The organism is Campylobacter sp. BCW_6463 (assembly GCF_001762785.1).
Lineage (GTDB): Bacteria > Campylobacterota > Campylobacteria > Campylobacterales > Campylobacteraceae > Campylobacter_D > Campylobacter_D jejuni.
The window spans coordinates 149,381-173,674 of the sequence record NZ_MJXL01000009.1 but is presented as its reverse complement, the minus strand read 5'-3'; the positions used below and the strand labels follow the sequence as shown (position 1 = coordinate 173,674).

The 24,294-nt window shown below is 29.8% G+C and carries 26 protein-coding genes; 14 read left to right on the top strand and 12 right to left on the bottom strand.

Features of this window, described 5'->3' with window-relative positions; translation table 11 throughout:
- Positions 1-3: 3 nt before the first annotated feature.
- The 11 genes from pglA to pssA all read left to right on the top strand — a co-directional run bounded on the left by pglA (position 4) and on the right by pssA (position 10,896).
- Entirely contained in the window at positions 4-1,134 is a 1,131-nt protein-coding gene (pglA, locus tag AJ884_RS01365) for a N,N'-diacetylbacillosaminyl-diphospho-undecaprenol alpha-1,3-N-acetylgalactosaminyltransferase (RefSeq protein ID WP_070282306.1), read from the top strand.
- Positions 1,127-1,729, top strand: coding sequence for an undecaprenyl phosphate N,N'-diacetylbacillosamine 1-phosphate transferase (gene pglC / locus AJ884_RS01360; protein WP_002861839.1), 603 nt, complete (start codon positions 1,127-1,129; stop codon positions 1,727-1,729). The genes pglA and pglC overlap by 8 nt, the downstream gene beginning before the upstream one ends.
- Entirely contained in the window at positions 1,716-2,306 is a 591-nt protein-coding gene (pglD, locus tag AJ884_RS01355) for a UDP-N-acetylbacillosamine N-acetyltransferase (protein WP_032603433.1), read from the top strand. The genes pglC and pglD overlap by 14 nt, the downstream gene beginning before the upstream one ends.
- 97 nt (positions 2,307-2,403) lie before the next feature.
- Positions 2,404-3,564 carry a UDP-N-acetylbacillosamine transaminase gene (gene pglE / locus AJ884_RS01350; RefSeq protein WP_002880712.1) on the top strand — a complete coding sequence of 387 codons (1,161 nt, stop codon included), beginning with the start codon at positions 2,404-2,406 and terminating at the stop codon, positions 3,562-3,564.
- A gap of 1 nt (position 3,565) precedes the next feature.
- On the top strand, positions 3,566-5,338 hold the full coding sequence (pglF, locus tag AJ884_RS01345) for a UDP-N-acetylglucosamine 4,6-dehydratase (configuration-retaining) (protein WP_053872407.1): 1,773 nt from the start codon (positions 3,566-3,568) through the stop codon (positions 5,336-5,338).
- Positions 5,338-6,231 carry a PDC sensor domain-containing protein gene (locus AJ884_RS01340; RefSeq protein WP_053872406.1) on the top strand — a complete coding sequence of 298 codons (894 nt, stop codon included), beginning with the start codon at positions 5,338-5,340 and terminating at the stop codon, positions 6,229-6,231. The genes pglF and AJ884_RS01340 overlap by 1 nt, the downstream gene beginning before the upstream one ends.
- A 112-nt stretch (positions 6,232-6,343) precedes the next feature.
- The gene (locus tag AJ884_RS01335; RefSeq protein ID WP_032603349.1) at positions 6,344-6,736 is read left to right on the top strand and encodes a chemotaxis response regulator CheY; all 393 of its coding nucleotides are present in this window, start codon (positions 6,344-6,346) and stop codon (positions 6,734-6,736) included.
- Between the two features lie 22 nt (positions 6,737-6,758).
- Complete coding sequence (locus AJ884_RS01330; RefSeq protein WP_002861833.1) at positions 6,759-7,607, top strand: 50S ribosomal protein L11 methyltransferase; 849 nt, start codon at positions 6,759-6,761, stop codon at positions 7,605-7,607.
- Entirely contained in the window at positions 7,607-9,544 is a 1,938-nt protein-coding gene (gene ftsH, locus AJ884_RS01325) for an ATP-dependent zinc metalloprotease FtsH (RefSeq protein WP_070233034.1), read from the top strand. Before AJ884_RS01330 ends, ftsH begins: the two co-directional genes overlap by 1 nt.
- Positions 9,541-10,158 (top strand): phosphatidylserine decarboxylase, encoded by a 618-nt coding sequence (locus AJ884_RS01320; protein ID WP_044779141.1) that lies wholly within the window; start codon positions 9,541-9,543, stop codon positions 10,156-10,158. The genes ftsH and AJ884_RS01320 overlap by 4 nt, the downstream gene beginning before the upstream one ends.
- Positions 10,159-10,167: 9 nt before the next feature.
- Positions 10,168-10,896 (top strand): CDP-diacylglycerol--serine O-phosphatidyltransferase, encoded by a 729-nt coding sequence (pssA, locus tag AJ884_RS01315; RefSeq protein WP_002859122.1) that lies wholly within the window; start codon positions 10,168-10,170, stop codon positions 10,894-10,896.
- On the opposite strand, the gene AJ884_RS01310 is transcribed toward pssA, so the two are convergent.
- A complete protein-coding gene (locus AJ884_RS01310; protein ID WP_002870517.1) occupies positions 10,887-11,684 on the bottom strand; it encodes a ferritin-like domain-containing protein in 798 nt (265 codons plus the stop codon). The genes pssA and AJ884_RS01310 overlap by 10 nt on opposite strands.
- An 89-nt stretch (positions 11,685-11,773) precedes the next feature.
- Here AJ884_RS01310 and AJ884_RS01305 point away from each other — a divergent pair, with 89 nt between their 5' ends.
- From AJ884_RS01305 to cetZ, 3 genes are all read left to right on the top strand, one after another.
- Positions 11,774-12,133, top strand: coding sequence for a methionine-R-sulfoxide reductase (locus tag AJ884_RS01305; protein WP_002861829.1), 360 nt, complete (start codon positions 11,774-11,776; stop codon positions 12,131-12,133).
- Positions 12,134-12,147: 14 nt separating this feature from the next.
- Positions 12,148-12,774 (top strand): MarC family protein, encoded by a 627-nt coding sequence (locus AJ884_RS01300; RefSeq protein WP_074470041.1) that lies wholly within the window; start codon positions 12,148-12,150, stop codon positions 12,772-12,774.
- 80 nt (positions 12,775-12,854) lie between these two features.
- Positions 12,855-14,144: an energy taxis response protein CetZ gene (gene cetZ, locus AJ884_RS01295; RefSeq protein ID WP_070233038.1), complete on the top strand. Its 1,290-nt coding sequence runs from the start codon at positions 12,855-12,857 to the stop codon at positions 14,142-14,144.
- A gap of 22 nt (positions 14,145-14,166) precedes the next feature.
- Here cetZ and aat read toward each other — a convergent pair whose 3' ends face one another.
- From aat to AJ884_RS01240, 11 genes are read right to left on the bottom strand one after another with little or no spacing between them, the layout of a single operon-like run.
- A complete protein-coding gene (aat, locus tag AJ884_RS01290; RefSeq protein ID WP_002826100.1) occupies positions 14,167-14,814 on the bottom strand; it encodes a leucyl/phenylalanyl-tRNA--protein transferase in 648 nt (215 codons plus the stop codon).
- Positions 14,789-16,918 carry an AAA family ATPase gene (locus AJ884_RS01285; RefSeq protein ID WP_070233040.1) on the bottom strand — a complete coding sequence of 710 codons (2,130 nt, stop codon included), beginning with the start codon at positions 16,916-16,918 and terminating at the stop codon, positions 14,789-14,791. The genes aat and AJ884_RS01285 overlap by 26 nt, the downstream gene beginning before the upstream one ends.
- Positions 16,915-17,205 (bottom strand): ATP-dependent Clp protease adaptor ClpS, encoded by a 291-nt coding sequence (locus tag AJ884_RS01280; RefSeq protein WP_044779145.1) that lies wholly within the window; start codon positions 17,203-17,205, stop codon positions 16,915-16,917. The genes AJ884_RS01285 and AJ884_RS01280 overlap by 4 nt, the downstream gene beginning before the upstream one ends.
- Positions 17,205-17,807 carry a TlpA disulfide reductase family protein gene (locus AJ884_RS01275; protein WP_002888338.1) on the bottom strand — a complete coding sequence of 201 codons (603 nt, stop codon included), beginning with the start codon at positions 17,805-17,807 and terminating at the stop codon, positions 17,205-17,207. Before AJ884_RS01275 ends, AJ884_RS01280 begins: the two co-directional genes overlap by 1 nt.
- 10 nt (positions 17,808-17,817) lie before the next feature.
- Complete coding sequence (smpB, locus tag AJ884_RS01270) at positions 17,818-18,270, bottom strand: SsrA-binding protein SmpB (RefSeq protein ID WP_044779146.1); 453 nt, start codon at positions 18,268-18,270, stop codon at positions 17,818-17,820.
- Entirely contained in the window at positions 18,267-19,034 is a 768-nt protein-coding gene (locus AJ884_RS01265; RefSeq protein WP_002870521.1) for a 4-(cytidine 5'-diphospho)-2-C-methyl-D-erythritol kinase, read from the bottom strand. Before AJ884_RS01265 ends, smpB begins: the two co-directional genes overlap by 4 nt.
- Positions 19,031-19,258, bottom strand: a complete 228-nt coding sequence (csrA, locus tag AJ884_RS01260; RefSeq protein ID WP_002852854.1) for a carbon storage regulator CsrA — start codon at positions 19,256-19,258, stop codon at positions 19,031-19,033. The genes AJ884_RS01265 and csrA overlap by 4 nt, the downstream gene beginning before the upstream one ends.
- Positions 19,252-20,070, bottom strand: a complete 819-nt coding sequence (truB, locus tag AJ884_RS01255; RefSeq protein WP_002870522.1) for a tRNA pseudouridine(55) synthase TruB — start codon at positions 20,068-20,070, stop codon at positions 19,252-19,254. The genes csrA and truB overlap by 7 nt, the downstream gene beginning before the upstream one ends.
- A complete protein-coding gene (locus AJ884_RS01250; RefSeq protein WP_002866122.1) occupies positions 20,067-22,142 on the bottom strand; it encodes an ATP-dependent helicase in 2,076 nt (691 codons plus the stop codon). Before AJ884_RS01250 ends, truB begins: the two co-directional genes overlap by 4 nt.
- The gene (locus AJ884_RS01245; protein WP_044779148.1) at positions 22,139-22,576 is read right to left on the bottom strand and encodes a hypothetical protein; all 438 of its coding nucleotides are present in this window, start codon (positions 22,574-22,576) and stop codon (positions 22,139-22,141) included. Before AJ884_RS01245 ends, AJ884_RS01250 begins: the two co-directional genes overlap by 4 nt.
- The gene (locus tag AJ884_RS01240; RefSeq protein ID WP_044779149.1) at positions 22,570-24,291 is read right to left on the bottom strand and encodes a M3 family oligoendopeptidase; all 1,722 of its coding nucleotides are present in this window, start codon (positions 24,289-24,291) and stop codon (positions 22,570-22,572) included. The genes AJ884_RS01245 and AJ884_RS01240 overlap by 7 nt, the downstream gene beginning before the upstream one ends.
- Positions 24,292-24,294: the final 3 nt, after the last annotated feature.

Sequence of the window (24,294 nt, the reverse complement as noted above, 5' to 3'; positions counted from 1 at the left end):
AAAATGAGAATAGGATTTTTATCACATGCAGGAGCGAGTATTTATCATTTTAGAATGCCTATTATAAAAGCGTTAAAAGATAGAAAAGACGAAGTTTTTGTTATAGTGCCGCAAGATGAATACACGCAAAAACTTAGAGATCTTGGCTTAAAAGTAATTGTTTATGAGTTTTCAAGAGCTAGTTTAAATCCTTTTGTGGTTTTAAAGAATTTTTTTTATCTTGCTAAGGTTTTGAAAAATTTAAATCTTGATTTTATTCAAAGTGCAGCACATAAAAGCAATACCTTTGGAATTTTAGCAGCAAAATGGGCAAAAATTCCTTATCGTTTTGCTTTGGTAGAAGGCTTGGGATCTTTTTATATAGATCAAGGTTTTAAGGCAAATTTAGTGCGTTTTGTTATTAATAATCTTTATAAATTAAGTTTTAAATTTGCACACCAGTTTATTTTTGTCAATGAAAGTAATGCTGAGTTTATGCGGAATTTAGGACTTAAAGAAAATAAAATTTGCGTGATAAAATCTGTAGGGATCAATTTAAAAAAATTTTTTCCTATTTATGTAGAATCGGAAAAAAAAGAGCTTTTTTGGAAAAATTTAAACATAGATAAAAAACCCATTGTGCTTATGATAGCAAGAGCTTTATGGCATAAGGGTGTGAAAGAATTTTATGAAAGTGCTACTATGCTAAAAGACAAAGCAAATTTTGTTTTAGTTGGTGGAAGAGATGAAAATCCTTCTTGTGCAAGTTTGGAGTTTTTAAACTCTGGCGTGGTGCATTATTTGGGTGCTAGAAGTGATATAGTCGAGCTTTTGCAAAATTGTGATATTTTTGTTTTACCAAGCTATAAAGAAGGCTTTCCTGTAAGTGTTTTGGAGGCAAAAGCTTGCGGTAAGGCTATAGTGGTAAGTGATTGCGAAGGTTGTGTGGAGGCTATTTCTAATGCTTATGATGGACTTTGGGCAAAAACAAAAAATGCTAAAGATTTAAGCGAAAAAATTTCACTTTTATTAGAAGATGAAAAATTAAGATTAAATTTAGCTAAAAATGCCGCCCAAGATGCTTTACAATACGATGAAAATAATATCGCACAGCGTTATTTAAAACTTTATGATAGGGTAATTAAGAATGTATGAAAAAGTTTTTAAAAGAATTTTTGATTTTATTTTAGCTTTAGTGCTTTTGGTGCTTTTTTCTCCGGTGATTTTAATCACTGCTTTACTTTTAAAAATCACTCAAGGAAGTGTGATTTTTACCCAAAATCGCCCAGGGTTAGATGAAAAAATTTTTAAAATTTATAAATTTAAAACCATGAGCGATGAAAGAGATGAAAAGGGTGAGTTATTAAGCGATGAATTGCGTTTGAAAGCTTTTGGAAAAATCGTTAGAAGCTTAAGTTTGGATGAGCTTTTACAACTTTTTAATGTTTTAAAAGGGGATATGAGTTTTGTTGGACCTAGACCTCTTTTGGTTGAGTATTTACCTCTTTACAATGAAGAGCAAAAATTACGTCATAAAGTGCGTCCAGGTATAACAGGGTGGGCGCAGGTAAATGGTAGAAATGCTATTTCTTGGCAGAAAAAATTCGAACTTGATGTGTATTATGTGAAAAATATTTCTTTTTTGCTTGATTTAAAAATCATGTTTTTAACAGCTTTAAAGGTTTTAAAACGAAGCGGGGTAAGCAAAGAAGGCCATGTTACAACAGAGAAATTTAATGGCAAGAACTGAAAAAATTTATATTTATGGTGCTAGTGGTCATGGGCTTGTTTGTGAAGATGTGGCTAAAAATATGGGTTATAAAGAATGTATTTTTTTAGATGATTTTAAAGGAGTGAAATTTGAAAGCACCTTACCTAAATATGATTTTTTTATAGCCATAGGAAACAATGAAATTCGAAAAAAGATTTATCAAAAAATTTCAGAAAATGGCTTTAAAATTGTTAATCTTATCCATAAAAGTGCACTTATAAGTCCTAGTGCAGGTGTGGAGGAAAATGCAGGAATTTTAATCATGCCTTATGTAGTAGTTAATGCTAAAGCCAAAATAGAAAAAGGCGTGATTTTAAATACTTCAAGTGTGATTGAACATGAATGCGTGATAGGGGAATTTTCTCATGTGAGTGTAGGGGCTAAGTGTGCGGGCAATGTAAAAATCGGTAAAAATTGTTTTTTAGGGATTAATTCTTGTGTTTTGCCTAATTTAAGCTTAGCAGATGATAGTATTTTAGGTGGTGGAGCAACTTTGGTTAAAAGTCAAGATGAAAAAGGTGTTTTTGTGGGAGTGCCTGCAAAAAGAAAAATATGAAATGATTATAAAAAGATTTTTGTTTGATTCTTTGTAAATTTTTTTAGGTAAAATAGAGTCAATTTATAAAAATTTTGTTTTATACAAAGGATAAATCATGAGATTTTTTCTTTCTCCTCCGCATATGGGTGGCAATGAATTAAAATACATAGAAGAAGTTTTCAAAAGCAATTATATAGCACCTTTGGGTGAATTTGTAAATCGCTTTGAGCAAAGTGTAAAAGATTATAGCAAAAGTGAAAATGCCTTAGCTTTAAATTCAGCCACAGCGGCTTTGCATTTAGCTTTAAGGGTGGCAGGGGTAAAACAAGATGATATCGTTTTAGCTTCTTCTTTTACTTTTATCGCTTCAGTAGCACCTATTTGTTATCTTAAAGCAAAGCCTGTATTTATAGATTGTGATGAAACTTATAATATTGATGTAGATTTGTTAAAACTCGCCATTAAAGAATGTGAAAAAAAACCAAAAGCATTGATTTTAACTCATCTTTATGGCAATGCTGCAAAAATGGATGAGATTGTTAAAATTTGCAAAGAAAATGAAATTGTTTTAATCGAAGATGCTGCCGAAGCTTTAGGAAGTTTTTATAAGAATAAAGCTTTAGGAACTTTTGGAGAATTTGGAGTTTATTCTTATAATGGTAATAAAATTATCACCACTTCAGGTGGAGGTATGCTTATAGGAAAAAATAAAGAAAAGATTGAAAAAGCAAGATTTTATAGCACTCAAGCAAGGGAAAATTGTTTGCATTATGAACATTTAGATTATGGTTATAATTACCGTTTAAGCAATGTTTTAGGAGCTATTGGCGTAGCACAAATGGAGGTTTTAGAACAAAGAGTGCTTAAAAAAAGAGAAATTTATGAGTGGTATAAAGAATTTTTAGGAGAGCATTTTAGCTTTTTAGATGAATTAGAAAATTCAAGAAGTAATCGCTGGTTAAGTACAGCTTTGATTGATTTTGATAAAAATGAACTTAATGCTTGTCAAAAAGATATAAATATCAGTCAAAAAAATATCGCTTTGCATCCAAAAATTTCAAAACTCATAGAAGATTTGAAAAATGAACAAATAGAAACAAGACCATTATGGAAAGCTATGCACACTCAAGAAGTATTTAAAGGAGCTAAGGCTTATCTTAATGGCAATAGTGAGCTATTTTTCCAAAAAGGAATTTGTTTGCCAAGTGGCACGGCGATGAGTAAAGATGATGTTTATCAAATTTCAAAACTGATCTTAAAGAGCATAAAGGCTTAAAATGATTTTTTATAAAAGCAAAAGATTAGCATTTTTTTTAACTTCAGATATTGTTTTAATTTTACTTAGCGTTTATCTGGCTTTTTCTTTGAGATTTAGTGGAGATATTCCGAGTATTTTTTATCATGGTATGATGATTTCTGCTATTATTTTGCTTGTTTTAAAACTTTTATTTTTGTTTGTTTTTAGAATTTATAAAGTAGCTTGGAGATTTTTTTCTCTCAATGAAGCAAGAAAAATTTTTATTGCTTTGCTTTTAGCTGAGTTTTGTTTTTTTCTTATTTTTTATTTTTTTAGTGATTTTTTTAATCCTTTTCCAAGAAGTGCTATTGTGATAGATTTTGTTCTTTCATATATGTTTATAGGTACTTTAAGAATTAGCAAAAGAATGCTTGTGGATTTTAAACCTTCTAAAATGAAAGAAGAAGAAACTCCTTGTATTGTAGTAGGGGCAACTTCTAAGGCTTTGCATTTGTTAAAAGGCGCAAAAGAAGGTTCTTTAGGGCTTTTTCCTGTGGGTGTAGTTGATGCGAGGAAAGAGCTTATAGGGACTTATTGTGATAAATTTATTGTAGAAGAAAAAGAAAAAATAAAATCTTATGTAGAACAAGGGGTAAAAACTGCCATTATTGCTTTAAGACTTGAACAAGAAGAGCTTAAAAAACTTTTTGAAGAACTTGTAGCTTATGGTATTTGCGATGTAAAAATATTTTCTTTTACAAGAAATGAAGCAAGAGATATCAGTATAGAAGACTTGCTTGCTAGAAAACCAAAAGATTTAGACGATAGTGCTGTGGCGGCTTTTTTAAAAGACAAGGTAGTTTTGGTAAGTGGAGCAGGTGGAACTATAGGCAGTGAACTTTGTAAGCAATGTATTAAATTTGGCGCTAAGCATCTTATCATGGTTGATCATAGTGAGTATAATCTTTATAAAATCAATGATGATTTAAATTTATATAAAGAAAAAATTACTCCTATTTTGTTAAGTATTTTAGATAAGCAAAGTTTAGATGAGGTATTAAAAACTTATAAACCTGAGCTTATTTTACATGCAGCCGCTTATAAACATGTGCCTCTTTGCGAACAAAATCCACATTCAGCAGTAATTAATAATATTTTAGGAACTAAAATTTTATGCGATAGTGCTAAAGAAAATAAAGTAGCTAAATTTGTGATGATAAGTACAGATAAAGCAGTACGACCAACAAATATTATGGGTTGCACTAAGAGAGTTTGCGAGCTTTATACTTTAAGTATGAGTGATGAAAATTTTGAAGTTGCTTGTGTGCGTTTTGGTAATGTTTTAGGTTCTAGTGGTAGTGTGATACCGAAATTTAAAGCACAAATTGCCAATAATGAGCCTTTAACTTTAACACACCCTGATATAGTGCGTTATTTTATGCTTGTGGCTGAGGCAGTGCAACTTGTTTTACAAGCTGGAGCTATCGCAAAAGGGGGAGAACTTTTTGTTTTGGATATGGGTAAGCCTGTGAAAATCATAGATTTAGCTAAAAAAATGCTTTTACTTTCTAATCGCAATGATTTAGAAATTAAAATCACAGGCTTAAGAAAAGGTGAGAAGCTTTATGAAGAGCTTTTGATTGATGAAAATGATGCTAAAACACAATATGAGAGTATTTTTGTAGCAAAGAATGAGAAGGTTGATCTTGATTGGCTTAATAAAGAGATAGAAAATTTACAAATATGTGAAGATATTTCAGAGGCTTTATTAAAGATTGTGCCTGAATTTAAACACAATAAAGAAGGTGTATAATGTATATAAAAGATATACAAAGATTTGAAGATAATCGCTATCGTGCTAGAGCTTATATGAGTTATATTTTAACAAGAAATTTACCTAATAAACTTCCTGATATTCACCTTGAAACGATTAAAACAGCTTTGGATAAAATAGCTCATGAAGTTGTTGTTTTTGATGCTTTGTATATTTTAGATATTTCAGGCATGCAAATAGAAAATGCGATTTCCTTAAATAAGGCTCATGAAATAGGGCAGGGTGAGGATAGAAGTACTCGTTCTTATTTTTATAGAGCTGTAAAATTAAGACGATGCGTTTTAAGCGATCCTTATCCTTCGGTTTTAAACAACGAACTTTGCGTGACAGCTTCTATGCCAATTTACGATGATAAAAATAACTTGCTTTTTGTTGTTTGTATCGATATCAAGCTTGAAGATATTTTAAGGATTATTCAAGCAGGAAAATTTGAGTTTATTTTTACTCAATTTAGTCGTTTGGTATATTTTTGTTTCGCACTGGTTTTATTTGTGATTACTTGCTTTTTATTTCAAAAAGGTTTTTTTAGTCTTTTTGATAATCAAGCTATAGGTATAGAACATATGTTTGAAAGTACTATTGCTATAACTTTAGCTTTAGCTATTTTCGATTTGGCAAAAACTTTGATCGAACAAGAAGTATTAGGAAAAACAAAAAAAGAAGAAGGCGGAATTCAAAAAACTATGGTGAGATTTTTAGGTTCTATTATCATTGCTTTGGCTATAGAAGCTTTGATGTTGGTATTTAAACTTGCTATTGGTGATTTTTCTCAGATGATTTATGCGATTTATCTTATCGGTGGAGTGAGCTTGCTTCTTTTAGGTTTAAGTGTATATTTATTTACGGTTAAGTATAAAAATAATAATATTTGAGTAAAATTTTAAATAAAAGATGATATAATGCTATTTTTTAAAATTTTTTAGCTTGATTAATAAGGCTAAAAAGGGTAAAATAAAACTATAAAAACTTTGAAAGGACGAAATTGTGAAATTGTTAGTTGTTGATGACAGTTCTACTATGAGAAGGATTATTAAAAATACCCTAACAAGACTTGGACACGATGATGTTTTAGAAGCTGAGCATGGCGTTGAAGCTTGGGATTTATTAACTAAAAATGAAGATGTAAAAGTTTTAATTACAGATTGGAATATGCCAGAAATGAATGGCTTGGAGTTGGTAAAAAAAGTAAGAGCAGAGAAAAAATATGAAGATATGCCCATTATCATGGTTACAACTGAGGGCGGAAAAGCTGAAGTGATTACTGCTTTAAAAGCTGGCGTAAATAACTATATTGTAAAACCTTTTACTCCACAAGTTTTAAAAGAAAAGCTTGAAGATGTTTTAGGAATAGGAAGTGGAGAAGGTGCAGCTGAGTAAAGGCTGATTTTTAAAATTCTAAATGCAAAAAAAATATTACGAATTGTTCTTTATCGTAGAAGAGCAGTATAAAAATTTATTTCTTGATTTTGCTTTTGATTTAGGTATAGAAGCTATAGAAGAGAAAGATAATGGTGTTTATATTAGATCCCATGAGAGTTTAGAAGAGCTTTCATGGGCACTTGAAATATTTGCTCAAAAACTTACAACTACTTTCAATTTAAACCATAAAATTATTTCTAATTTAAGTCTTGTAGAGAAAGAAAACAAGGACTGGATACAAGAATATAAAAACGGCATAAAACCTATTTTGGTGGATAATGTTTATATCCATACCACTTGGCAAGAAGAAAAAAAGAATTATATAAATATAAAGATTAATCCAGCCTTAGCCTTTGGCTCAGGACATCATGAAAGCACATATTCTTGTGTAAAATTTTTACAAAAATTTTCTAAAAGTAAATTAAGAGCCTTAGATCTTGGTTGCGGTAGTGGAATTTTAGGTATTATCATGGCAAAGTTTGGTTGTAATGTTGAAATTTGTGATACTGATGAGTTGGCTATCGATAGTTCTTTGGAAAATGCAAGATTAAATGATGTCGATTTTCATAAGACTTGGTGTGGATCTATAGATAAAGCAAATGGTTTATATAACCTAATTGTTGCAAATATCATTGCAGATGTGATTTTAATTTTAGAAAAAGATATTAAAAACCATTTAGAAGATAATGCTATACTTATTTTGTCAGGAATTTTAGATAAATATTCAACAAGAATTAAAGAAAAATTTCAAGATTTAGAACTCATTGATGAAATGCAAATCAATGAGTGGTGTAGTTTTGTATATAAAAACAATAAAAAGGATAAGTAATGAATAATAATACCCCAAATAATAAGGGTAATCCGCAGGGTAATAATTTTTTTAACAAAAATCCCATTTTTATTTTTGCGATTTTTGCAATTGTAATGATAATTATTTTTAAGGGATTTTTTGATGGCAATGGTTCTTTTGGTGGGGCATTGAATGGTAATGAAGTAAATAAAAATGTCCCTTATTCTGAGTTAAAAAAGCTTATTGAAAATGGACAAATCAATCAAGTTAGTATAGGACAAACAACAATCAAAGCAATTTCAAGCTCTCACAATACTGTTTATACAGCAAAAAAAGTTAACGATCCTGAGCTTGTGAGTTTACTAGATAGTAAAAATATCGCTTATGGTGCGTATTCTGAAACAAATTGGTTTACGGATATACTTTTTTCATGGGTTTTGCCAGTATTTATTTTCTTTGGTATTTGGATGTTTTTGGCAAGTCGTATGCAAAAAAATATGGGAAGTTCTATATTGGGTATAGGAAGTTCTAAGAAACTTGTAAATTCAGAAAAACCTAAAGTAAAATTTAGCGATGTAGCTGGTGTTGAAGAAGCTAAAGAAGAAGTAAAAGAAATTGTAGATTTTTTAAAGTATCCTGAAAGATATATTAAATTGGGAGCGAAAATTCCAAAAGGGCTTTTGCTTGTTGGGCCTCCAGGTACAGGAAAAACCTTGCTTGCAAAAGCAGTTGCAGGTGAAGCTGATGTGCCGTTTTTTAGTGTTTCAGGCTCGTCTTTTATAGAAATGTTTGTGGGTGTAGGCGCTTCTCGTGTGAGAGATTTGTTTGAAAATGCAAAAAAAGAAGCTCCTGCTATTGTTTTCATAGATGAAATAGATGCTATTGGTAAAAGTCGTGCGGCAAGTGGCATGATGGGTGGAAACGATGAAAGAGAACAAACTTTAAATCAGCTTTTGGCTGAAATGGATGGCTTTGGGACAGAAAGTTCCCCAGTCATTGTTTTAGCAGCAACAAATCGCCCAGAAGTTTTAGATGCAGCACTTTTAAGACCAGGAAGGTTTGATAGACAAGTTTTGGTTGATAAACCTGATTTTAAAGGTAGGTGTGATATTTTAAAAGTGCACATGAAAGATGTAAAAATCTCCCCAAAAGTTAAGGTAGAAGACATAGCACGCTTAACCGCAGGACTTGCAGGAGCTGATCTTGCAAATATTATTAATGAAGCGGCGCTTTTAGCGGGTAGGGATTCTAAAAAATATGTAGAACAAAATGATTTAGTTGAAGCTGTTGAAAGAGCTATAGCAGGACTTGAGAAGAAATCACGTCGTATTAATGAAAAAGAAAAGAAAATTGTTACTTATCATGAATGTGGTCATGCTTTAATCGCTGAAACTACCAAAGGTGCAAAACGTGTAAGTAAGGTTTCTGTGATTCCGCGTGGTCTTGCGGCTTTAGGTTATACTTTAAATACTCCTGAGGAAAATAAATTTTTAATGCAAAAACATGAGCTTATCGCTGAAGTAGATGTACTTTTGGGTGGTCGTGCAGCTGAAGAAGTGTTTATAGGTGAAATTTCAACGGGTGCAAGTAATGATTTAGAAAGAGCAACTGATATCATAAAAGCTATGGTTTCTATGTATGGTATGAGTGAAATTGCAGGACTTATGGTGCTTGAAAAACAAAGAAATACTTTCTTAAGTGGTGGACAAACCATAAAAGATTATTCTGAAAAGATGGCAGAATCTTTAGATGATTATGTAAAGAAAACCTTAGATGAACGCTATAAAGATGTTAAAGATACTTTAAATACTTATAAAGGAGCGATTGAGACTATGGTAGCAGCCCTTTATGAAGAAGAGACTATTGAAGGCGCTAAAGTGCGTGAGATTATTAAAGAGTTTGAGGAACAAAATAGTCTACCAACTCGTTTGCAAGAGCTCGAAGAAGTTAAAATTGAAGTTAAAGTAGAAGAATGAAAGATTTTATTGCAAAAGATGGATATTTAAGTCTTATTATTTTAAGCTTGATTTTTATTTTTGTGTGGATTTTTTATTCTTTTTCCATCCTACTATTAGCATTAATTGTAATTTGTATTTTTCTTTTTAGAGCACCCAAAAGAGAACTTGTTTGTAGTGATGAAAAAGCTATTTTTGCACCTATAGATGGCAGGGTTACTAAAATAGAAAATATTCATCATAAAGATTTAGGTGAATGTGTTGAAATTACTATTAAAAATGCTCTTTATGATGCTGGGAATTTTAATACACCTTTTGCAATGTCTATAATAGATATTCGTTTACGACACGGGCTTTTTTTGTGCAGTGAATTAAAATCTGCAAAAATGATGAATGAAAGAGCTTTTATTTTGGCAAAAGTTAAAGAGAATAAAACGATAGCTTTGCGAATTTATGCAGGTTCTTTTGATAGAAAATTAAAGCTCGATAATATTTCTCATGATTTAAAAGCAGGAGATAGAATGGGTTTTTTAATTAATGGCTCTATAAGTTTACTTTTGCCAAAAGATACTAGAATTCATATAGGCTTAAATGATGAAATTAAAGCAGGTTCATTGTTAGGCTATTTTGCGTAAGGAAAAATAATGAATAACAGACCGCAATTAATCTATATTTTACCCAATCTTTTTACAGCTGCTTCAGCTTTTTTAGGGGTTATTTCTATTATAGCTTCAATACATGGAAATTATTATACAGCTTTGATTTATATTATTTTATCTTTGATTTGCGATGGGCTTGATGGCCGTGTTGCAAGACTTACAAATTCTACTTCAAAATTTGGAGTAGAATTTGATTCTTTAGCTGATCTAGTAGCTTTTGGAGTTGCTCCAGCGGTTCTTTTTTATATGGCTATAGGTTATGATTTTGGAAAACTTGGATCTTTGATTACGGCTTTTTTTGTGGTTTTTGGAGCCATTCGTTTGGCGAGATTTAATGTTACCACAGGCACTTATGAACCTTCTGTTTTTATAGGTCTTCCTATACCTACTGCAGCAGTTGTGAGTGCTATATGGACTTATGCGTTTATCAGTTATGATTTTTTAAAGCCTTATGGTGTAGTTTTTTTGGTGCTTCAAGCAATTTTGGGGCTTTTAATGGTAAGTAATATACGCTATCCCAGCTTTAAAAAGCTTGATTTTAATCGTTCTAGCGTTTTAAAAGTTTTAATTATATTAATTATAATATTTTCATTTTTATATCTTTATCCCCTTGAAAGTTTAGTAATTTTAGCAAGCTTGTATGTGCTTTATGGAATTATTCGGGTTTTATATACCATTATTGTTTCAAAATTTAAGATAAGAAATCAAGAGTAAAATTTTTCAATGACTTCGCATTCTTCTTGAGTGAAACCAGCTTTGATTCTTGCCTGAATGTTAAGTTTTTTTCCTGCAAGAGAGAATTGTTTAAATGTTTTGCAAAGCTCGATAAAATCATACTTGTTTTGATTTGAAAATTTCCACCAAGTATCTCCTTTTTTAACGTGTTTTATTTCATCATTAAGTATAATTTCAAGATATTCCATTAAAAGATTTTTAATGGAGTGATTGGAGCTTTCAAGTTTTTGAACAACAAATGGGTTGGCATCAAGCCCTTTAGCTTCTAAACCTCTATGAACTACTCCCATTCTAAAGCTTAAAGAGTCTTTCGTAGCTTCTAGAGCAGATTCTAAATTATCATGCACTGGAAAATCTCCATATTTGTAACCAAGTTCTTCAAGTACTGAATTTAAAAGTTTGAAATGTTTAATTTCCTCATCTGCTACCTCCAGCCAATCGTAATAAAATTGCAAAGGTAGATTTTTAAAGCGATAACTCGCATCTAAAGCCAGGTTAATTGCATTAAATTCTATATGAGCGACTGAATGAATTATTTTAGCAAGCGCATGAGTTGAATTGACAAATTTAGGTCTTCTTATACGCGTAGGATGAAGTAAGGTAATTTGTTGTGATGTATTTTTTTTGAAAATGCTTTGATTCTCGTGATTAAAAATAAATTTGTGGCTTTTAAAGTCTTCATAAAAATTTTGAAAAGAGTGAAATTTTATATTTGTATTTTTTTCATATAAAATATTTTGAAGCTCTTGAAAAAATTCTTTTTGCATTTAAAACTTTCTTGAAAATTATAAAAATTTATCATTTAAAATTGAAATTTTAATTATATAATATAAAAATTATTTTACAAGGGTAGATCATGAAAGAATTAAATGAAGAAGAAAAAAAAGTAATTTTAAATAAAGGAACAGAAGCTCCTTTTAGTGGGAAATATAATGATTTTTATGAAAAAGGAATTTATCAATGCAAGCAATGTGGAGCTTCGCTTTATAAATCCGAAGATAAATTTAAATCAGGTTGTGGATGGCCTAGCTTTGATGATGAAATAAGAGGGGCTATTAAAAGAATTCCTGATAAAGATGGGATTAGAACCGAGATTGTGTGTGCAAACTGCAATGGACATTTAGGTCATGTTTTTGAAGGAGAAGGGTTTTCTGCTAAAAATGTAAGACATTGTGTAAATTCTATTTCTTTGGAATTTGTAAAAACTAAGGATTGATAGTGTTTTCTAGTATGGGTTCTGAGCTTTATTTGATATTTTTTGCTGCAATTACTTTACTTGCCATCTTAAATCCTTTTGGTAATTTAACTCAATTTTTGGCTATGAGTGATGGATTGCCTTTAATGCTTCGAAAAAAACTTTTTAGAACTATTCTCTATACAGCTTTTACTATAGTTTTGGTATTTTTACTATCAGGACCTTTATTTATGAACTATATTTTTAGAGTTTCATTAGATGATTTAAGGGTTTCTGGTGGCTTAGTCCTTATTATAATGGCTATTAAAAATTTACTTTTTTCAACAAAAATTGCAACTAAGGATTTTAGTTCTTATCAGGATATAGATGATAAGGAAATTTTAAGACAGAGTTTAATACCTATGGCATTTCCTATGCTTGTTGGGCCTGGAACTTTAGCTAGTATTATCGTTATAGCCGAAGATGGTGGGCTTGATGTTGCTCTTGGCGGAGTAATGATAGCTTTTATTTTTATGTTTATACTTTTTCATTTTGCAGCTACTATAGAAAAAATAGTTGGAAAATTGATTTTACATGTTTTTTCTCGTATAGCACAAGTATTTATTGCTGCTATGGGGTTTAAGATGATTATTGTAGGTTTAAAAGATATATTTAACTTATAAATTAATATAATTTTAAGTAAATAATACTATATAAATATGATATAATTTTAAAATAATTTATTATTAAAAAGGTGAGTTTTATGTTTGGTGCTAAGAAAAACAATACTGAAATAATTGAACAACTTGAAAAAAAGTGTAATGGTTTAGGAGATATTTTAAGATCTATTGGGAATACCATGGCGGTAATTGAATTTACCACCGATGGCGTTATTTTAGAGGCAAATCAAAATTTTTTAACAACTATGAAATACTCCCTTTCAGAGATCAAGGGCAAGCATCATAGTATGTTTTGTTTGCCTGAAGTTGTTAATTCTTCAGCATATAGTGATTTTTGGAAAGATTTAAGAGATGGAAAAGCTAGAAGTGGTCTTTTTGGACGTATAGCTAAGGGAGGGATAGATGTTTATTTAGAAGCAAATTATCTTCCAATTAGTGATAATAATGGTCATGTTTATAAAATTATTAAATTTGCCAATGATATAACTCAAAGACATTATGAAATGCTTGATCTTAGAAATACTATTGCTGCTGCTAATCGTTCTATGGCTATTATTGAATTTAAACCTGATGGGACTATTATTACGGCTAATGAAAATTTTTTAAGAACTATGGATTTTAATATTGATGAGATTAAAGGAAAGCATCATAGTATGTTCTGTGATTCTAATTATAGACACTCTAAGGACTATGTTCAATTTTGGGAAGATTTAAGAGAGGGCAAATTTCAATCAGGTAAATATATAAGATACGGAAGAAATAATAAAAAAGTATACCTTGAAGCAAGTTATAATCCGGTTAAAAATGATGATGGGAAAATTTACAAGGTTATTAAATTTGCTACAGATATAAGCGAACAAGTTAAAAAAGATCAAGAAAAACTTCGCCTCATAAGCGAACTTGCAGAAAAAAATGATAATCTTACTCAAGATGGAGATCGTGTAATTGAAAACACTGTTTCAAATGTTCAGAATATTGCTGATATGATGTCTCAAAGTTCAAATCTTGTTTCCTCATTAAATCAACAATCAGATGAAATTAAATCTATTATTCAGACTATTAGTGATATTGCTGATCAGACTAATCTGCTTGCTTTAAATGCTGCTATTGAGGCAGCACGTGCTGGTGAACATGGTAGAGGTTTTGCTGTTGTTGCTGATGAAGTAAGAAATTTAGCTGAAAGAACAGGGCATTCAGTTAATGAAATTACCACTACGATTAATTCTATTCGTAATGTTACATCACAAGTGGTTGAGAGTATTAAAAGCGGTTTAGAGGATGTTAATCAGAGTGTTGAACTTGCAAAAGAAGCAAGAGAATGTATGGAGAAAATTCGTGAAAGCTCTGCTGAAGTTGCTAAAGCAATGTCATAAGCGTGATTTTCACGCTTATTTTTTAAGTAATTAAATCTTTAAAATTTTTAAAACCACTTTCTTGATTGCATTTTTCTTTTAAAATATTTAAAAATTCTTTCCTAGAAATATTATGAGCACCCATAAATTCTAAATGTTGGTTATAAACTTGACAATCTATGATAAAATCATAAGGTTTTAATAAATCACAAAGTTTAATCATGGCAACTTTAGATGCATTTTTTTTAATGCTTACCATGCTTTCACCAAAGAAAACCTTGCCTAAAATTAAACCATAAATTCCACCTATAAGTTCATTATTTTCATAAAGTTCAAGGCTATGCGCATAGCCTTGGGTAAATAACTTATAATAAGTGGTAATAAATTCATCATCTATCCAGCTTTGAGAGCGTGTATCGCGACATAATGTAATTAATTTTAAAAAATCATAATCAAGTTTAATTTGATAGAGATTAATAAATTTTTTCATATTTTTTTGGATGTGAATTTGATTTGGAATTAAAATGCATCTAGGATCTGGACACCACCAAGTTACAGGTTTACTTGTCCATGGGAATAGACCAAAAGTATAAGCTTTTACAATAAAATCAGCTTCTAAATTTTGACTTAAAAATACAGGGGCATTTTTAGGTGCATTGAGTAATTTAGAATATAAATTCGAGCTTTCCATTTTTACCAAGTTTGATTTTAGCTATACCGCCTTTTTTAAGCTTTCCGAATAAAATTTCATCACTGATTTTTTCTCCTATCTCCTCAGAAATTATGCGTTTTAAAAGCCTTACTCCAAATTCTTTATTATAGGCTTTTTTAGCTAAATAAATTTTAGCTTTATCATCCACTGATAATTTTATATTATTTAAATTTTTAGAAATTTCATCAAGTTCTTTTTCGATAATTTTAACAAGTATAGCATCGTTTAAATCATTAAAATGTAAAATTTTATCAATGCGATTAATAAATTCTGGAGCAAAAAAATCTTTGATAGCACGATTACTTTTTTCTTCATTTTTACTTAAAAAACCAAGCTCATTGCTTTCTTTAAGTCCTAGATTGGATGTCATAATAATGATTGTATTTTTAAAATCTACTTTAAGACCGCTATTGTCGGTGAGTTCAGCATTGTCAAAAATCTGTAAAAAGGTATTACTTAAATCAGGATGAGCCTTTTCTATTTCGTCAAAAAGAACAAGACTGAAAGGATTTTTGCGGATAGCATTGCTTAAAAGTCCACCCTCTTCAAAACCTATATATCCAGCTGGAGATCCTATTAGTTTACTTATAGCATGTTTTTCTGCATATTCACTCATATCAAAGCGTTCTAAATTTAAACCTAAAAATTCAGCTAAAGCTTTGCAAAGTTCTGTTTTTCCAACTCCACTTGATCCAGTAAACAAAAACACTCCGCGTGGTGTATTGGAATTTTTAAATCCTGCGAAACTTTGCTTAAGTGATGAAACAAGGCTATCTATAACTTCATCTTGGCCAAAAATTTTTGCTTTTAAATTTGTTTTTAAATTCATTAAAGCTTTATTTTGATCGAATTCAAACATTTTGTGATGGTGGGTCATTTTTGCTAAAACATTTTCTAAATCTTTTAAATTGGCATTTTTTTTAGCTTTTGGATTTAAAGCAAAAGAAGCACCAAGTTCATCGACCAGATCTATAGCACAATCAGGTAAAAATTTATCATTAAAAAATTTTTTACCCCAAATTACAGCATATTGAAGAATTTCATCGTTTAATTTTATATGATGAAATTCTTCATATTTGTTTTTTAATCCTTTCAGAATTTGCAAGCTTTCTTCTTGGCTTGGTTCATCTACATTTATTTTAGCAAAACGGCGACTTAGGGGTTTATTTTTATCAAAAGTATTTTTATATTCCATAAAAGTTGTTGCACCTATGCATTTTAAAGTTCCATTACTTAGAGCCGGTTTTAAAAGATTGGAAAAATCAGTATGAGATTCTCCTGTACTTCCAGCTCCTACTATAGTGTGAATTTCATCAATAAATAAAATAGCATTGGGTATTTTCTCAAGTTCATTTAAAATTTCTTTAATTCTTTTCTCAAAATCTCCACGGTATTTTGTTCCCGCAAGTATACTAGCCATATCAAGACTAAAAATTTTTGCATTTTGTAAGTTTTTAGGCACCTTTTTTTCCGCAATAGCCAATGCTAATCCTTCTACAATGGCCGTTTTGCCAACTCCTGCCTCTCCTACTAAAATAGGATTATTTTTCTTGCGACGTGAAAGAATTTGCATCATTCTTTCAAGTTCAAATTTTCTTCCTATTAAAGGATCAATCTTGCCATTTTGAGCTAAAAGTGTTAAATCACTTGTGTGGTTGCTTAAATTTTGTATATTTTCATGATTTTGAAGTTCTTGAATTTTGTTAAGATTTATGTTGTGTTTTTTTAAGAGATAGCTAGAATAACTTCTTGAATCCTGTATGAGCTTTTCTAAAAAATCTATAATTTTAATTTCATTATTTTTATTTTTAAGTGAAAGTAAGATTTCATCTAAAACAACAGATATTGTAGGTTCTATTTCTTGTTTAATAATTTGATTGTTTTGAGAAATGTAATTTTTTAATTCAGTTTCTAGAAGTTCAAGATCTCCATCTGAAAATTCTTCAAATATATCCTTAAAATCAGTGCTTAGTTTTAGTAATGCAAACAGTACATGCTCACAGGTAACAAATTCATGGTGGTTTATTAAGCTTAGATTTTTGGCATTATCAAGATATTTTTGTAAATTTTCTTGGTATTTCATTCTTCTTCCACCTTTGCTTGTAGTGGAAAATTAGCAAGTTTAGCCGCATCTATAACTTTTTTTTGTTTTGAAAGAGCTATTTCTTGAGTGTAAATGCCACAAATTCCAGAACCATTGTGATGAATTTCTAACATTGTTTGACTTGCTTTTTCAAGGTTTTGATGAAAAATATTCATCAAAATTTCTATGACAAAATCCATGGTTGTTACATCATCATTTAAGAGTATAACTTTATACATTTTTGGTTCACTAAGTTTTATTTGCTCTAGAGTTTGGGTTTTTGGCATTATTTTCCTTTGTAGATTTTATTTAAATCTTCTTGCATGAGTTCTGTTGGAATTTTGCCAAGATAAAAATTTGTTGGAGTATTATTATTCCAGTAATCGCTTATTTTTTGATAAATTCCATTTTTTAAAACAACTTTAAAAGGAAGTTGCTCCATATTTTGATAGTCTATATCTTTTAAAATTTGAGCAATAATACGATCGTTAGAGCTGCCATTGCTTAGAAAATAGTAAGCACCATAATCATCTGCGAATTTTTTAACTGTTTCATCGCTAACATCTTCAAAATGTGTAAGTCCTATAATGATAAATTTGCTAGAATTATTTTTCCAAAGTTTGCTAAGATCTAAAGCTTCTTCTTTGCATGGGGTGCAAAAAGTGCCAAAAAAATCAAACATTAGAACTTTTCCTTCCTCTCCTTCTACCACAAAACCTTTATCTGTTCTTATTAAAGTTTTGCTTCCACCATTTACACTATTTAATACTATTTTATCTCCTTTGTGATACTCTTCAAACATAAAATCATTTTGAATTTCTTCTTCTTTGGAGCAAGCATTAAGAAAAAATGCTAAACTTATTAAAAATAGGGTTAAAATTTTTTTCATTTAATTTCCTTTATTTATAATTTTTCATAGCAGCTCTAGCTTCTAAATCGGCTTGCTTTTTCTTTAAAGTTTCACGCTTGTCGTGCAAATTTTTCCCTTTAGCTAAAGCAAGAGTGGCTTTTACTTTATTTTTTGTGTTAAAATAAAGATCTAATGCAACGATAGTATATCCTTCTATACTTACTTTACCTAATAATTTATCAATTTGCTTTCTATGCATTAAAAGCTTTCTAGCATCTCTTTCTTCGTGTTTATAGAAAGAATGTGTAGTATGAAGCAATGAAATATGAGAATTAAGTAAAAAAATCTCATTTTTTATAATGCGAACAAAAGAGTCTTTAAGATTTGCTCTTCCTGCTCTTAAAGCTACAACTTCACTTCCCTTAAGGACAATTCCGGCTTCAAAGCGTTCTATGATGCTATAATCAAATAAAGCTTTTTTATTTCTCGCAATAATTTTCATCGATCAACCTTAAAAACACTACTACCGCTACCGCTTAGAAAAAAATCTTCTTGTAAGTAAGACTTCATTTTAGGATATAAAGTTGCACAAGGAGTAAATAAATCATTTAATTCTTTGTTTTTAAAGTTTTGTAACAACTCTTTTGTGCTGAGTTTTTTGTAGATTTGCGCTTGATTATTGTTTTTTTGAAAGTCAAATATTCCTCTATCAAATTCATCATAAACAGCTTTAGTTTGGCAAGATATTTGTGGAAAAGTCCATTTTAAATTAGGTATGTCATCTTCAAATTCTTTTATAATTTCACCACAGCCACTTACATTAGCAGAGTGAAAGCCACTTAAAAAAAAGGCAATATCACTTCCTAGTTGTATGCTTAAATTTATAAGTTCTTGTAGGTTTAATTTTAAATTTAGGGTTTCATTCATTAGTAGTAAAAAACTCGCACAATCGCTACTTCCACCACCAAGCCCAGCACATACTGGGATATTTTTTGTGAGTTTTAGGCTTTTTTTGCTAAATAATTCTTTTAATTCGTTATTATATCTTTTAGAAAGTAGCAAATAAGCCTTTTGAATAATATTATTTTCGCATTTAAAATTACTAATGATTTCAAATTCTTTTTTAGAGTCTGATTCTTTATCAACAAGCTCAAGCTCATCAAAAAGATCTTTTAAAAGTATAAATCGTGATTCTAAAAGATGATATTTTCTTGAGTCAAAACCGGTAAGTTTTAAAAAAATATTTGCTTTAGCGTAAGCTTTCATTTGATTAGTTTTTTGCTTAAGTCATCAAGTTTAATATCATTCTGAACAACAGAATGCAAATTTTCATCCTTTACTTGTTGAACAAGTTCTTTTCTAAGTATCATAAGAGATTTTGGAGCTTCTATGCCTATTTTGGCATATCCTTTCCCTGTTTGAACGACTTTGATTTCTATACCTTCTCCGATAATTATACTTTCATTTTCTTTTCTTGATAATATTAACATTTTTCAACCTTATTCAGAAGATATTTTACTGTATTTTCTTTAATATTAATTACGCTAAAATATTTTTCTGTTTCAATATAATAATCTCCTTCATCATGAAATTCTAATTCTTCGACAAAAATTTTAGCACCATTTTCGAGTTTACTTAAATTCTTGATAAAATTTGGCTTTAGGTTAATGTATTTTAACACATTTAAGCTTTTCTCATTATTATAAACAAATTTACCTTCTTTAATGCGCTCTAAAGAGCTTAAAGTCGCATTAATACCTAGTTTTCTAGCAAAAAGTTCGCAATAAGATCTTATATAAGCACCTTCACTGACTGTGATTTCAATATTTAAAAAAGGATGATTATAGCTTAAGATCTTGCAATCAAATACTTCCATTTGACAAGGTTTTAAATTTACTTCTATACCTTTTTTTGCAAGTTCATAGGCGCGAGTTCCATTGATTCTTTTGGCGCTAAATTGCGGTGGTGTATAGGAGATAATTCCTTGCATTTGATCAACGATTTGTTGTAAATTTGCAAGATCAAATTCTTTTATATTTTTAATTTCTTTTATATTTTGATCATCAAGACTTAAGGAGTAAACTCCAAGCCATAAAGTAGCTTTATAGGTTTTTGGAGTTTTTTTTAAAAAACGGAAAAGTTTTGTGTATTGTCCAAATGCAACGATTAAAATCCCTTTGGCGAAAGGATCAAGAGTGCCAGAATATCCTGCTTTTTTATTTTTATATTTTTTCTTTAAAGTGCTTAAAAAGGCATTAGAGCTCAAACCCCTTGGTTTAAAGGCTGCAAAGATCTTGTTCATACTGCTTTTTCCACAAAGCTTGCCATGATTACACGCATTATACCACCAAAATTAATATTAAGCTTTTCCTCTTTTCCGCTTTTATTAACTTCAACAACCCTACCAATGCCAAAAATTTTATGTTTAACTAGATCTCCTTTACAAAAGCTAGTTTTTTGTATATTTTGATTTTTTGATTTTTCATTGATTAATTTACTTTCTTCTAAGAAGCGACTAGGATTGATATTTGCTCTTGAACCATGATAAAAACGAGAATTTGCAACACTTATTGTGAGAAATTTTTTGGCGCGAGTGATGGCAACATAAGCAAGACGGCGTTCTTCTTCGAGATTTTCTTCGCTATTTAAAGGAAAAAATCCTTCATCAAAGCCTATTATAAAAACATAATCAAATTCCAAACCTTTGCTAGCATGAATACTCATCAAGCAAACACATTCTTCATCTAAATTATCTTGATCACTTAATAAAGAAATTTCACTAAGTAGATCTTCTAAAGAAGCTTCGGGATCTTCTTTGAGTTTTTCTCTTAGATTAGCATAAAACTCATCAAGATTTCTGATTCTTTCATCTCCATCATCTTGCTCTGAAAAATAATCTTTGATTTTAAATAATTCTTCTATATTATCAAAAACCTTTTTTGCATTATCGTAGCTTTTTAGAGTGTGAATATTTTGTATAAAAATATTTGCTTCATTTTGTGCTTTTTTTGTTGTTAAAATTCCTACACCGCCATCGCTTTCACATAAGGCATCAAAAAGTGAAATTTGACGTTTTTTTGCATATTCTTCTAAATTTTTTAGGGCTTTTTCTCCTATGGATCTTTTAGGGCGATTAATAATACGCCTAAATGACAAATCATCGTTTGGATTTAAGATAAGTCTAAGATACGAGATTAAATCTTTTATTTCTAATCTTTCATAAAAACGCATACCGCTAAGCAGTTTATAAGAAATTTTTTCCTTCATAAATGCTTCTTCTATTGCTCTTGATAGTGCATTAACTCGAAATAAAACGGCGATCTCTTTAGCTTCTACTCCAGAATTTAGCAATTTTTTCACTTCTTGAGCGATATATAAACCTTCATCTTTTTCGTTTTCGTTTTTTAATATTTTAATATTTTCCCCAGTATCTTTAGTGCAGATTAAAGTTTTTCCAAGTCGTTGCTCATTGTGAGATATGAGATTATTTGCTGCTTGTAAAATAGTCCCTACTGAACGATAGTTTTGTTCAAGTTTTACAAGTTTAACATTTTTAAAATCGTTTTGAAAATTTAAAATATTTTCAATTTTTGCTCCACGCCAACTATAAATACTTTGATCATCATCACCAACAACTGTGATATTTTCATGCATACAACATAGATTTTTTAGAATTTTATATTGCAAGGTATTAGTATCTTGATACTCATCAACTGTAATGTAATTATAAAGTAAGCTTTGTTCTTTGGCAAAATTTATATCATTTTCCAAAATGAGATTGCTTAGCAATAAAAGATCATCAAAATCTACAAAATTTTGCTTTAATAAGTATTCTTCATAAGCACGGTAATAGTTGGCAAATTTGTATTCATTTTGATATTTTTCAAAATTATGTTCTTTTAGTAAATTTAAATCTTCAAAGACATTGCTTACTCTTTTGCCTTCATTTTTACAATAAGATATGTATTTGATAATATCATAGACATTATCTTTGTTTTTATCATGGATTAAATCTTTAATTATTTTTTTTGTATCATCTGTATCGATAACAATAAAACTATTTTTACGCTCCAATCTTTCAAAGTGTAGTTTTAAAAATAAAAGTCCAAATTTGTGAAAGGTGCAAAGCAAAGGATTGTGATTACCTTGTAGAAAATTTAATGCTCTATGACGCATAACACTAGCTGCTTTATTCGTAAAAGTAAGAGTAAGAGTGTTATGCGAGGGGATGCCTACTTCACCGATAAGATAAGCAAGACGAGTGGTGATAGTTTTGGTTTTTCCACTACCTGCACCTGCTAGGATAAGCATAGCTCCATCAATGTGGCTTACCGCTTGTTTTTGGCTATCATTTAAATCTTCAAATAGATTCATTTTTTGAAAATATCTTTATTTTTTGGATTATTTAAAAATATATTTTTAGATTTTTGTAAATTTTTACTATTTTCACGTTTATAAAGGCTAAAATTAACAAATAAAATGCTATTTTCTATTTGAATTTGCGTGATAGCTCCTAAATCAACCTTTACAAAACTATCAAAATCATCATTACCAAAACCTGCGTGAAATTGAATGAAATCTTTATTTAGCTGTATGGATTCAAAGGTGTATCCTCCAAGGGCAAAAAGAGCATAAGGATTTTGTTTAACATCAAGCTCTTTGGGAAGTTCAGGGTTGAAATCTATGAAATTTGTATTTGCAACTATAGAAAATTCTATATTTTCTTCTATAAGGTGTGAAATAACTTCATAACAATGCTTTTGCATGGTATGGATAAAATTTTTATTTTTTAAGATTGTTTCTAGCATGATTGTAACTCCATAAATTCATTGATGAGTTTTTGAATTTCTTTTATGCCTATTTCCCAAAAATTTTCATCTTCTATATCAAATCCAAACATTCCTACTAGTTCTTTTGGACTCACACTTCCACCTAAAGAAAGCATTTTGATATAAAGTTCTTTAAAATTTTCACATTTTTTGCTTTTGTAAAGTCCATAAAGAGCTAAAACTAAAAGTTGGGCATAAGCATAAGCATAGCAGTAAAAAGGAGAATGGATAAAATGAGGAATATAACTCCACCAAGAAGCATAATTTTTTGTAAGTTTTACGCTATCTTGAAACATTTTTTGAGATTCTTCCATCCAAATTTTATTGATTTCTTCGGTGCTTAATTCATTTTCTTGAGCATGTAAGCGTCTTTCAAAACAAGTAAAATTAATTTGTCTATAAAAAGTTGCAAAAATATCTTCGATTTTATTTGCATATAAAGATAGGAGTTCTTCTTTTTTTAACTTATCTTTAATAAAATCAAATACGAGCATTTCGGCAAAAACTGAAGCTGTTTCTGCGGTGGTTAAAGGTGTGTTTTGATTTAAGTAGCTTACATTGTAAGAAAGTTTTTGATGGATAGTGTGTCCTAATTCATGTGCAAGTGTAAAAAGATCACGCCTTTTATCGGTGTAGTTTAATAAAACAAAAGGATGCGCATCAGAAGTTGCAGAATGTGAAAAAGCACCCCCTTGTTTATTTTCTTGTGGATAAACATCAATCCAGCCTTGATTAAAAGCATTTTTTGCTATATCATAAAATTGCGGAGAAAAAGCTTGAAATGCCTCTAAAACAATATTTTTACTTGTTTTAAAATCAAAACTTGCTTCTTTTCCTATGGGTGCATATCTATCATAGTCTTTAAGCTCATCATAGCCCAAAATTTGTTTTTTTCTTTTGTAAAATTGCGATACTAGGTTAAAATGTTTTTGCGCACTTGCTATCAAGGAATCAACGCTTTTTTGCGAAATTTGATTGCTGATATGTCTTGAAATTTCAGCATTTTCATAACCTCTTAATAAGCTTATATTTTTTCTTTCTGTTTTTATCATATTGATAATAAAACTTAAAAGTCTGCTATTTTTTTGCAAAACTTTACTGAATTTTTTAGCAGCTTTTTTGCGTATTTTTCTATCTTCGTCATACATTTTGCTTAGAATTTCTTCTTCGCTAAGTTTTTTACCTTCAAAAGGGATTTTTAAAGCACTCATACTTTCATCAAAAAGCCTACTAAAAGCATTTGCACCTGTATTTGAAAGATAGAGCATAATGCGTTCTTCGTTTTTGCTAAGATTATAGCGTTTGTTTTGCAATAAATTAGAAAGATAAAAATCATAATCTTTACAAAAAGTTGTAAATTCTTGACTTTTTTCAGGAACTAACTCACAAAATTCAAGCTCGAAAAAGAGTAAATTTTCTTCTATTTTTTTGCATTCTTCTTCGTATTGTGCGTAAAAAGAACCATTTTGAGTGTTTTTAGCAAAAAGCAAATAAGCATAAGTCATGATTTTGCCAAGAGCTTGATTTAAATTTTCATAATCTTTTAAAGCTTGTAAAAACTCATTAGCATTTAATGTATAGAGTTTATTTTCATAGTCTTTTTTAAAATTTAAACTTTGTTGGATTTGATCTTGTGTAAAATTTTGCAACGCTTCTTTATTGTGAAATAAAGCACTTAAATCCCATTCTAACATTTT

Coding starts and splice junctions, on each gene's coding strand:
- pglA (WP_070282306.1), top strand. CDS start 4: ATGAGAATAGGATTTTTATCACATGCAGGAGCGAGTATTTATCATTTT.
- pglC (WP_002861839.1), top strand. CDS start 1,127: ATGTATGAAAAAGTTTTTAAAAGAATTTTTGATTTTATTTTAGCTTTA.
- pglD (WP_032603433.1), top strand. CDS start 1,716: ATGGCAAGAACTGAAAAAATTTATATTTATGGTGCTAGTGGTCATGGG.
- pglE (WP_002880712.1), top strand. CDS start 2,404: ATGAGATTTTTTCTTTCTCCTCCGCATATGGGTGGCAATGAATTAAAA.
- pglF (WP_053872407.1), top strand. CDS start 3,566: ATGATTTTTTATAAAAGCAAAAGATTAGCATTTTTTTTAACTTCAGAT.
- AJ884_RS01340 (WP_053872406.1), top strand. CDS start 5,338: ATGTATATAAAAGATATACAAAGATTTGAAGATAATCGCTATCGTGCT.
- AJ884_RS01330 (WP_002861833.1), top strand. CDS start 6,759: ATGCAAAAAAAATATTACGAATTGTTCTTTATCGTAGAAGAGCAGTAT.
- ftsH (WP_070233034.1), top strand. CDS start 7,607: ATGAATAATAATACCCCAAATAATAAGGGTAATCCGCAGGGTAATAAT.
- AJ884_RS01320 (WP_044779141.1), top strand. CDS start 9,541: ATGAAAGATTTTATTGCAAAAGATGGATATTTAAGTCTTATTATTTTA.
- pssA (WP_002859122.1), top strand. CDS start 10,168: ATGAATAACAGACCGCAATTAATCTATATTTTACCCAATCTTTTTACA.
- AJ884_RS01310 (WP_002870517.1), bottom strand. CDS start 11,684: ATGCAAAAAGAATTTTTTCAAGAGCTTCAAAATATTTTATATGAAAAA.
- AJ884_RS01305 (WP_002861829.1), top strand. CDS start 11,774: ATGAAAGAATTAAATGAAGAAGAAAAAAAAGTAATTTTAAATAAAGGA.
- AJ884_RS01300 (WP_074470041.1), top strand. CDS start 12,148: ATGGGTTCTGAGCTTTATTTGATATTTTTTGCTGCAATTACTTTACTT.
- cetZ (WP_070233038.1), top strand. CDS start 12,855: ATGTTTGGTGCTAAGAAAAACAATACTGAAATAATTGAACAACTTGAA.
- aat (WP_002826100.1), bottom strand. CDS start 14,814: ATGGAAAGCTCGAATTTATATTCTAAATTACTCAATGCACCTAAAAAT.
- AJ884_RS01285 (WP_070233040.1), bottom strand. CDS start 16,918: ATGAAATACCAAGAAAATTTACAAAAATATCTTGATAATGCCAAAAAT.
- AJ884_RS01280 (WP_044779145.1), bottom strand. CDS start 17,205: ATGCCAAAAACCCAAACTCTAGAGCAAATAAAACTTAGTGAACCAAAA.
- AJ884_RS01275 (WP_002888338.1), bottom strand. CDS start 17,807: ATGAAAAAAATTTTAACCCTATTTTTAATAAGTTTAGCATTTTTTCTT.
- smpB (WP_044779146.1), bottom strand. CDS start 18,270: ATGAAAATTATTGCGAGAAATAAAAAAGCTTTATTTGATTATAGCATC.
- AJ884_RS01265 (WP_002870521.1), bottom strand. CDS start 19,034: ATGAAAGCTTACGCTAAAGCAAATATTTTTTTAAAACTTACCGGTTTT.
- csrA (WP_002852854.1), bottom strand. CDS start 19,258: ATGTTAATATTATCAAGAAAAGAAAATGAAAGTATAATTATCGGAGAA.
- truB (WP_002870522.1), bottom strand. CDS start 20,070: ATGAACAAGATCTTTGCAGCCTTTAAACCAAGGGGTTTGAGCTCTAAT.
- AJ884_RS01250 (WP_002866122.1), bottom strand. CDS start 22,142: ATGAATCTATTTGAAGATTTAAATGATAGCCAAAAACAAGCGGTAAGC.
- AJ884_RS01245 (WP_044779148.1), bottom strand. CDS start 22,576: ATGCTAGAAACAATCTTAAAAAATAAAAATTTTATCCATACCATGCAA.
- AJ884_RS01240 (WP_044779149.1), bottom strand. CDS start 24,291: ATGTTAGAATGGGATTTAAGTGCTTTATTTCACAATAAAGAAGCGTTG.